The sequence below is a fragment of the Pseudomonadota bacterium genome, from assembly GCA_016719885.1.
Lineage (GTDB): Bacteria > Pseudomonadota > Gammaproteobacteria.
This window is the reverse complement of the sequence record JADJYF010000016.1, coordinates 133,472-141,806: the sequence shown is the minus strand read 5'-3', so window position 1 is coordinate 141,806 and position 8,335 is coordinate 133,472. Positions and strand designations below refer to the sequence as shown.

The window sequence follows — 8,335 nt, the reverse complement described above, 5'->3', positions numbered from 1 at the left end:
CGACTACCAGGGCATGCTGGCCGAGACCATGCCGGGCATCGAGCGCCATACCGACGGCTCGCTGATCGTCGACGGCTACCCGGATCTGAAACGCCTGGTGGTGATGGGCAATCGCAGCCTGCCCCATGCGCTCGACTGGCAGCAGTTCATGGCCGGCGGCACACGCATCAGCGACACCGAACTTGCGGCGCGCAAGACCGCCGTCGATCCCGACGGTCGCATGGTGATCTGCTACACCTCCGGCACCACCGGCAGCCCCAAGGGCGTGGTGCATTCCCACCGCCCGATCCGCAACACCCATGAACGTGCGCAGATGCTCGGCATGACCATGCACGACATCCACATGAACTACCTGCCGATGTTCCACATCTACGCCTACGCCGAGATCACCATGGCCGGCGTGCTGGTCGGCGCCAAGCAGATCATGATGGACGTGTTCGATGCCGAGCGCGCGCTCGATCTCGCCGAGCAGGAAAAGGCCACGGTGCTGCACGGCTTCGAAGCGCATTGGCTCGATCTCCTGAACGCGCAGGCGCGCAGGAAGCGCGACATCAGGATGCGCATCGGCACCCTGCCGTCGGGCGTCGAGAGCACCTTCCCCATCGCAGAAAAAGTACAGGACGTGTTCGGCCCGACGGTCAGCGGTTTCGGCATGAGCGAAACCTGGGCCTACGTGTCCTGCGACAACCCGTCGTCCAATCGCGAACAGCGCGTGCACGCCTCGGGCTACCCGATGAACGACTACGAATTCCGCGTGGTCGATGTCGAGACCGGCGCCGATCAGCCCGACGACGTGCCGGGTGAATTGCTGGTGCGCGGCTACACCATCATGGACTGCTACTGGGACAAGCCCGAAGCCACCGCCGATGCCATCGACCGCGACGGCTGGCTGCATACCGGCGACATGGCCAAGAAGCGCCCCGACGGTTACCTGGTGTTCATGGGGCGCTACAAGGACATGCTGAAGGTCGGCGGCGAAAACGTCTCGCCCGCCGAAGTGGAAGCCTATTTGCGCGTGATGGACGAAGTGCGCGATGCGGCGGTGGTGGCCTACCCCGATCAGCGCCTTGCCGAAGTGCCGGTTGCTTTCGTGATCAAGGAACCGGGTAAGGACATCACCGCTGAAGCCTTGCTCGAACGCATGCATGGCCGCATCGCGAGCTTCAAGATCCCCAAGCACGTGATCTTCGTCGACGCCTATCCCATGACTTCCAGCGGCAAGATTCGCAAGGTCGAACTGCGCGCCGAGGCGCGCAAGATCCTCGGCTGACGATGCGTTCGCGCCGCGCGCAGCCGCCAGCGGTTGCGCTCCTTGCGCACGCGCGTCGCGCCGCAGCATTGTTGTTGACGGCGCGATGATCCCCCTATTTGGGGAGGCCTCTTCAGCGCGGCTCACGCCGCTGCTGATGGCAAAACGATTTCCGTATACTGTCGCCGCTCAACCCGCAGGAGTACGCGTGATGTCCTATGACCTCGTAATTCGAAATGGCACCGTCGTCGATGGCACTGGCGCGGCGCGTTTCCGCGCCGACGTCGCGGTCACCGACGGCAAGATTGTTGAAGTCGGCAAGGTCGATGGCACCGCCAAGCGCACCATTGACGCCCAAGACCTCATCGTCGCGCCGGGCTTCGTCGATCCGCACACCCATTACGACGCGCAGATCTGCTGGGACGACGTCACCTCGCCTTCCTGCTGGCATGGTGTCACGACCGTCATGATGGGCAACTGCGGCGTCGGTCTCGCGCCCTGTCGTCCCGAAGCGCGTGAAATCGCGGCCTGGGATCTCGTCAACGTCGAAGCCATTCCCTTCGATGTGCTCTCCAAGGGCGTGACCTGGGACTGGGAAACCTTCCCCGAATACATAGACGCCGCCGCCCGCCGCGGCTCAGGTCTCAATCTCGGTTTCCTGTGCGCGCTGACGCCGTTCCGCCATTACGTGATCGGCGAAGAATCGATGGAACGCGCCGCGACCGCCGAAGAAACGAAAAAGATCGCCGGCCTCCTGCGCGAAGCGATGGACGCCGGTTCCTTCGGTTTCACCTCGACCAATGCCGGCCAGCACATCGGCTACCAGGGCCGCCCGCTCGCCTGTCGTCTCGCCAGCAACGATGAATTTCGCGCCTATGGCAACGTGCTGCGCGATGTCGGCCACGGCGCCATCGAAGTCGCGCTGACCAACGAAGTGTCACGCGTCAGCGCGCAGGAACGTGAACTGCTGGACCTGTTGTTGTCATCCAGCGGCCGCCCGGTCACCTGGCTCGCGTTGTTGAATCGCGACGACAATCCCAACCAGGTGCAGGAGACGCTGGCGGAAGTCGACGACCTCATCAAGCGTGGCTCGGTGCCGCAGGCAACCTGCCGACCGCTGGTCGGACAGATTGATATGTCCAAGCCCTTCCTGTTCGCCAACATGCCGTGCTTCAACCCGGTGTTCAACCGCTCGACGGACGAGCAGATCGCGGTCTACCGGGACCCGGCCTTCCGCGCGGCGTTCAAGGAGTCGCTGAAGAAGGCGCTGATTTTCTCGGCGCGCTGGGAAGTGGCCATCGTGCTGGAAGTCGGCAACGCCGACATGCAGAAGTATGTCGGGCGCAACGTCGCCGAGATCGCCAAGGAGCGCAACGCGCATCCGGCCGACACCTTCATCGATCTCGCCTGCGAAGACCAGCTCAAGCTTCAGTACACCTACGATTTCTTCAACGCCGACGAAAGCAAGATTCCCGACCTCATCAACGAGTCGCGCATCATGATCGGCCTGTCCGACGGCGGTGCGCACGTCGACAGCCTGTGTGACGCAGGTTATGCCACCTACCTGCTCGGCACCTGGGTGCGTGAGCGCCAGGCCATGAGCCTCGAGCGCGCGGTGCAACGCATCACCACCGAGCCGGCGGCGCTGTTCGGCATCAAGAACCGCGGTCGCATCGCCAAGGGCCTGGCCGCCGACTTCGCGATCTTCGACATGGCCACCGTCGGTTCCAACAAGCGCGGTGAAATGCGCTACGACCTGCCGGGCGGCGGTCGTCGCCTGGTGGTGCCGGCGCGCGGCGTGGAATACACCATCGTCAACGGCGTACCGGTGTTCGAGCATGGCAAGGACACCGGCTCGCGTCCGGGTGAAGTGCTGCGCTCGGGTCGCGCGTAGCATTCAACGAAAGAGGAAAGGCCATGCGCGCCCTCGTCTGTTCTGCCTGGGGCGCGGTCGAAGACCTCGCCGTTGCCGAGCTGCCGGTCCCGCTACCGGCAGCCACGCAGGTGCTCATCAAGGTGGCCGCCACGGCGGTCAACTTCGCCGACACCATCATGGTCGGCGGCACCTACCAGACCAAGCCGCCGCTGCCCTTCGCACCCGGTCTCGAGACCGCCGGTACGGTGCTGGCGGTCGGTGACAAGGTCACGCGCTTCAAGCCTGGCGATCGCGTGATGGCACTCTTGGCCTACGGTGGTCTCGCCGAGCAGGCGCTCGCCGAGGAAAGCGATACCTGGGTCATTCCCACGGGCATGAGCTTCGATGACGCGGCCTCGTTTCCGGTCGCCTATATCTCGTCCGACGTCGCGCTGCGCTGGATGGGTCGTCTGGAAGCAGGTGAAACCCTGCTGGTGCTGGGCGCCGCCGGCGGCGTGGGCCTCACCGCCGTCGAGATCGGCAAGGCCATGGGCGCGCGCGTGATCGCCGCCGCCAGCACGCCGGAGAAACTCGCGGCCGCCAAGAGCCGCGGCGCCGACGAACTCATCAATTACAGCGAACAGGATCTCACCGAAGCGGTGATGAAACTGACCGGCGATCGCGGCGCCGACGTGTGCTTCGATCCGGTCGGCGGCGATCTGTTCGACAAGGCCTTGTCGGCGCTCGGCTGGGGCGGACGCATCGTGCTGGTGGGTTTCGTCGGCGGCATCCCCAAGATTCCCGCCAACCGCCTGCTGGTCAAGAACCGCTCGGCGCTCGGTTCGTCATTGCGCCACTTCCGCTGGAATGCCTACGACAAGCTGACGATTTCGGTGGAGACGCTCTTGCAGTGGTACGCGCAAGGCAAGTTGAAACCGATGATCACACGCGAGTTCAGCCTGGATGAAGGCGTGGCGGCATTGAAGATGCTGACCGGGCGCCAGGCCATGGGCAGGATACTGGTGAGGCCTTGAGCTCCTCCACGCCTCGATGTCGACTGAATCACCAGCGTCGCCAAGGGCCACAGAATAATCGCAAGAGTTTGAACCCGGCGGCCCGACTCTGGGTCAGGCTTCAGCCTGACATTCGAAACCCAGACTAGCGCTCGCTCATTCCTTCCCGCGTCGAACAACTTCGCCAACTCGTTGCGTTTCAACTTGCCGGTGGTGGTGAGCGGCAGCACCGTCGCGTCGACGAAGCGGAAATGCCGCGGCGTCTTGTAGGCGGCCAAGGTCGCGCGGCAATGATTGGCGAGTTCGGTCTCGCTGACCGTCGCGCCCGCACGGGTCACGATGACCGCCGCCAGCGCTTCGTCGAGGCGCGCGTCGGGAATACCGGTGACGAAGGCGAGTTCGACAGCGGGGTGACTGGACAAGATCTCCTCGACCTCGGCCGGCGCGACATTGATGCCGCCGGTCTTCACCAGTTCTTTCAGCCGTCCGCGATAGTAGAGATAGCCGTCGTCATCGATGAGCCCCAGGTCGCCGGTACGAAAATAACCGTCGGCGGTGAAAGCCTCGGCGGTACGCACCGGATCGTTCCAGTAACCCGGCAGCACGTTGCCCCTTGATCGTGATCTCGCCCGCCGTGTTGACTGGCAGCGGTACGCAGGTTTCACCGTCGCTGATGCGGATCTCGACGCCGCCCAGCGGCCGCCCCACGGTCAGCACGCGTTGCTCCAAGGGCAGTTCGGCGTCGGTCACCGCCGAGTTGCCATAGGCTTCCGTCAGTCCATACACATTGCAGATCTTCTCGACGCCGAGCGCCGCGACGCGCCGCAGCTGCTCGGGCGTGCCGATGGTGACGCCGGTACGCAGCGACGACAGGTCGTGGCGCGCGCGCGCGGGATGCTCCCACAGCGCCAGCGCCATGTTGGGCGTGCCGTAGAACACCGTGCAGCGTTCGCGCTCGATCAGAAGCAGCGCTTCACCGGCATCGAACTGGTGCTGCAGCACGATGCTCGCGCCGTGCGTCATGACCGCGTAGAGCGCATTGACGCAGGCCAGCGACCAGAACAGCGACACCGACAGCCACAGCTTGTCGTCGGCGACGAGATGCTGGCGCTCGCCGATCTCCCACATGTTGTCGATGAGACCGCCGTGCAACAGCGGCACACCCTTGGGCAGCGCGGTCGACCCGGAGGTGTAGAGCAGGCAGGCGACGTCGGTCGGCTCGATGGCGGCGCTGGCTGTGGCCACGACCGCCGCATCGACGCCATCGGCGGCGCGCAACAGGTCGGCGTAGGACATCATGTCGTCGGCCGGCGTCTCGGTGCACACCACGGTTTGCAATGCCGGCAGTCCATCGGCCTGCGCGCGCGCCTCGGCCAGCAGCGCGCGAAAATCGCTGTTGCGAAAGCGCGGTTCAATGGCCAGCAGCTTCACCTGCGCATGGCGCAACTGGTAGCCGAGTTCGTGGGCCGTGGCCCAGGTATTCAAGCCGACCGTGATGGCGCCGAGGCTCATGGTCGCAAAATCGAGTATCAGCCACTCGGCGCGATTGCCCATCAGGATGCCGACGCGATCGCCGGCCCGCACGCCGACCGCATGCAGGGCGCGCGCGGCGCGCAACACCTCGGCGGCAAATTGCGCATAGGACAGGCGCTGCTCGCCATCGACTATCGCCAGGTGCGCGGCATCGCGCGCCACCATCTCGGCCAGCAGTGCGGGTACGGTACGGCTACGGGGTTTGTTCATGGCCGCAGCATAAACCTTTGGCAACATGGCTTGGCAGCCTTGCGCGGCTCGTGTCCTAATACGTTCATGCCTTCGTCTCGCGGTGGTGTTCGAGTGCCACCCATTAGGGGAATCAACCGTGACCAGCAGCGCCCAGGCGGACTGGCCGTCCGCCATCCACCAAGTGTTCAAGCGCGAACGCGTGCGCCAGGTCGCCTACGTGCCCGACGCCGGCCATCGTCGACTCATCGAACTGTGCCGGGCCGACGATGAAATTTGCGCGCTGCCGCTGACCACCGAGGAAGAAGGCATGGGCGTGCTGGCCGGCGCGTGGCTGGGTGGCGAACGCGGCGCCCTGCTCATGCAATCGAGCGGCGTCGGCAATTGCGGCAACGCCATCGCCTCGCTGAGCACTGCGTGCCGCTTTCCGCTGTTCATGCTGGTGACCATGCGCGGCGAGTGGGGCGAGGGTAATCCGTGGCAGCTGCCGATGGGCCGCGTGGTGACGCCGGTGCTGGAAACCCTGGGCGTGCGCGTGACCAGCGTCGCCCGTGCCGAGGACGTCGAAGCGACCGTCACCGCCATGCTGACCATGACCTACGCCACCGACAGCGCCAACGCCGTGCTGCTGTCGCAACGACTGCTCGGCGCCAAGGCTTTCCAATGAACGACGCGACACTGCTCGACCGGCGCGCGGTCGTCGATGAACTGCTCCGCGAGCGCGGCGCGCTGCTGGTGGTGACGGGACTCGGCGGCACCACCTGGGATGTCGCCGCGTGCGGCGATCATGTGCACAATTTCTACCTGTGGGGCGGCATGGGCACGGCGGTGTCGGTGGGTCTCGGTCTCGCGCTCGCGCAACCACGGCGTCGTGTCCTCGTGATCACGGGCGATGGCGAGATGCTGATGGGTATCGGCTCACTCGCCACGGTCGCGGCGATGGCGCCGGCCAATCTCGCCATCGCAGTCATCGACAACCGGCGCTACGGCGAGACCGGCGGCCAATTGACCCATACCGCGATGGCCACCCGTCTTGCCGTGATGGCGCGCGGCGCCGGCATTGAAAACGCGGTAACGCTCACCACGCTCGACGAAGTCGCGGCGTTCCGCACCCGCTTCACCACCACCGCCGGGCCGCATTTCGCCGACATCGAGGTCGCCGCCGCCAATGCCGGCATGGTGCTGCCGCCGCGCGACGGCGTGGTGGTCAAACATCGCTTCAGAACCGCATTACTGGAAGGACATCGCCCATGAAACGCTGCTTGCTGCTCGCCATCTCATTGTGCGCCATGAGCGCCCCGGCGCTCGCCGCCAATGACCTCGCCACCATACGCGCGCGCGGCCAGCTCATCGTCAGCGTCAAGAACGTCGGCGACAAGGTGGTGGAAAACCACCGCGACCCCGCCCATTTCCAGAAGCGCGACATGGAGCTCGCCATCGCGCGCGCCATCGCCAAGCGCATTCTCGGCTCGCCCGATGCCTTGCGCTTGAAGATGATGCGCAAGCCGGAGCGCCTGCCCGCCATCGCGCGCGGCGAAGTCGACCTCGGTATCTCGATGCTGCGCGTGAATCCCGACAGCGCCAAGCTGGTCGACTTCTCGACGCCCTACTACCACAGCGGCCTGGCCGTGCTCGAGGGCAAGGACGGCACGATCAGCGGCAAGCGCGACCTGGCCGGCAAGACCTTCGCCATCATCGAACGCAACGACGGCGGCGCGGCCGTCATGATGGCGGCGATAGCGGACGCCACGGGCAGCGCGCCCAAGGTGCTGCCGGTCGCGAACTTCAAGGAAGGGGTGGCCGCCATCCAGGACGGGCGTGTCGCCGGTCTCATCAGCGAAGCGGTCAACATCGACGTGTTCCTCGCCCGTCACGACGGTCCTTTCAAACGCTCGCCGCTGCTGACCGAAGACAGCTTCGCGGTGGCGGTGCCCAAGGGCAACGAGGATCTGCTGGCGGCGGTCAACCAAGTGCTGGCCGAACTCGTTGCCAGCGGTGAACTCAAGGCCATGGCCGACGATGCCGATCTGCCGAAGGAGAGTGAACGCTCATCCGATTCATCACCACGATGACGGCCTTCGATGCTGCATTGCGGTCACGGTCGCCGGCCCACGCTATCGAAATGAGGGGCCGAGCGCGGACCGTGAATAGGCGTAGCAGTTCCCAAAAAACCGTGTTAGTCTGCTTCGCAACCGCGTGAAATAACGATTACGAATTCCGCTCTTCGAGGTCCTGACCGAGTCCCGCATTCACATCCAACAACGTATCCATACGCCGCGACCGAGCCCGTATGCATCGTTGAAAGATGTCGCCACGCGCGACCACGACATTCAGATTCCGCTAGCTTGACCGCATACGCTCAGCCAAGGCATTCGTTGCCGCCTCGCTCCCCGCATTCGTTGTTCGACTTGAATCCGTCCTTCACTTTGCACTCGACTTCACCCCGCTCGCGGGACTGTCGCCGCGAGCGCAAGTGTTTAACCGAGGCAGCCGCCT

Annotated in this window: 7 protein-coding genes; 6 read left to right on the top strand and 1 reads right to left on the bottom strand. The window is 64.9% G+C overall.

Annotated features, from left to right (window positions below):
• From IPM80_17500 to IPM80_17490, 3 genes are all read left to right on the top strand, one after another.
• Positions 1-1,270, top strand: a 1,270-nt coding sequence (locus IPM80_17500; GenBank protein MBK8960154.1) for an AMP-binding protein, incomplete at its 5' end; no start/stop codon positions are given.
• A 190-nt stretch (positions 1,271-1,460) separates the two neighbouring features.
• A complete protein-coding gene (locus IPM80_17495; protein ID MBK8960153.1) occupies positions 1,461-3,143 on the top strand; it encodes an amidohydrolase family protein in 1,683 nt (560 codons plus the stop codon).
• 23 nt (positions 3,144-3,166) lie between these two features.
• The gene (locus IPM80_17490) at positions 3,167-4,138 is read left to right on the top strand and encodes an NADPH:quinone oxidoreductase family protein (GenBank protein ID MBK8960152.1); all 972 of its coding nucleotides are present in this window, start codon (positions 3,167-3,169) and stop codon (positions 4,136-4,138) included.
• 489 nt (positions 4,139-4,627) lie between these two features.
• Here the strand turns inward: IPM80_17490 and IPM80_17485 are convergent, their stop codons facing one another.
• A complete protein-coding gene (locus IPM80_17485) occupies positions 4,628-5,860 on the bottom strand; it encodes an AMP-binding protein (GenBank protein ID MBK8960151.1) in 1,233 nt (410 codons plus the stop codon).
• A 25-nt stretch (positions 5,861-5,885) separates the two neighbouring features.
• Here IPM80_17485 and IPM80_17480 point away from each other — a divergent pair, with 25 nt between their 5' ends.
• Genes IPM80_17480 through IPM80_17470 form a run of 3 tightly spaced genes read left to right on the top strand, consistent with a single transcriptional unit; the run spans position 5,886 to position 7,911 of the window.
• Positions 5,886-6,506 carry a phosphonopyruvate decarboxylase gene (locus IPM80_17480; GenBank protein ID MBK8960150.1) on the top strand — a complete coding sequence of 207 codons (621 nt, stop codon included), beginning with the start codon at positions 5,886-5,888 and terminating at the stop codon, positions 6,504-6,506.
• A complete protein-coding gene (locus IPM80_17475) occupies positions 6,503-7,093 on the top strand; it encodes an aldehyde dehydrogenase (GenBank protein MBK8960149.1) in 591 nt (196 codons plus the stop codon). The genes IPM80_17480 and IPM80_17475 overlap by 4 nt, the downstream gene beginning before the upstream one ends.
• Entirely contained in the window at positions 7,090-7,911 is an 822-nt protein-coding gene (locus tag IPM80_17470) for a transporter substrate-binding domain-containing protein (GenBank protein MBK8960148.1), read from the top strand. Before IPM80_17475 ends, IPM80_17470 begins: the two co-directional genes overlap by 4 nt.
• Positions 7,912-8,335: the final 424 nt, after the last annotated feature.

Bases quoted from the DNA above. Each gene is read 5' to 3' on its own strand.
- IPM80_17485 (MBK8960151.1), bottom strand. From the start codon at position 5,860: ATGAACAAACCCCGTAGCCGTACCGTACCCGCACTGCTGGCCGAGATG.
- IPM80_17490 (MBK8960152.1), top strand. From the start codon at position 3,167: ATGCGCGCCCTCGTCTGTTCTGCCTGGGGCGCGGTCGAAGACCTCGCC.
- IPM80_17470 (MBK8960148.1), top strand. From the start codon at position 7,090: ATGAAACGCTGCTTGCTGCTCGCCATCTCATTGTGCGCCATGAGCGCC.
- IPM80_17480 (MBK8960150.1), top strand. From the start codon at position 5,886: ATGGCTTGGCAGCCTTGCGCGGCTCGTGTCCTAATACGTTCATGCCTT.
- IPM80_17475 (MBK8960149.1), top strand. From the start codon at position 6,503: ATGAACGACGCGACACTGCTCGACCGGCGCGCGGTCGTCGATGAACTG.
- IPM80_17495 (MBK8960153.1), top strand. From the start codon at position 1,461: ATGTCCTATGACCTCGTAATTCGAAATGGCACCGTCGTCGATGGCACT.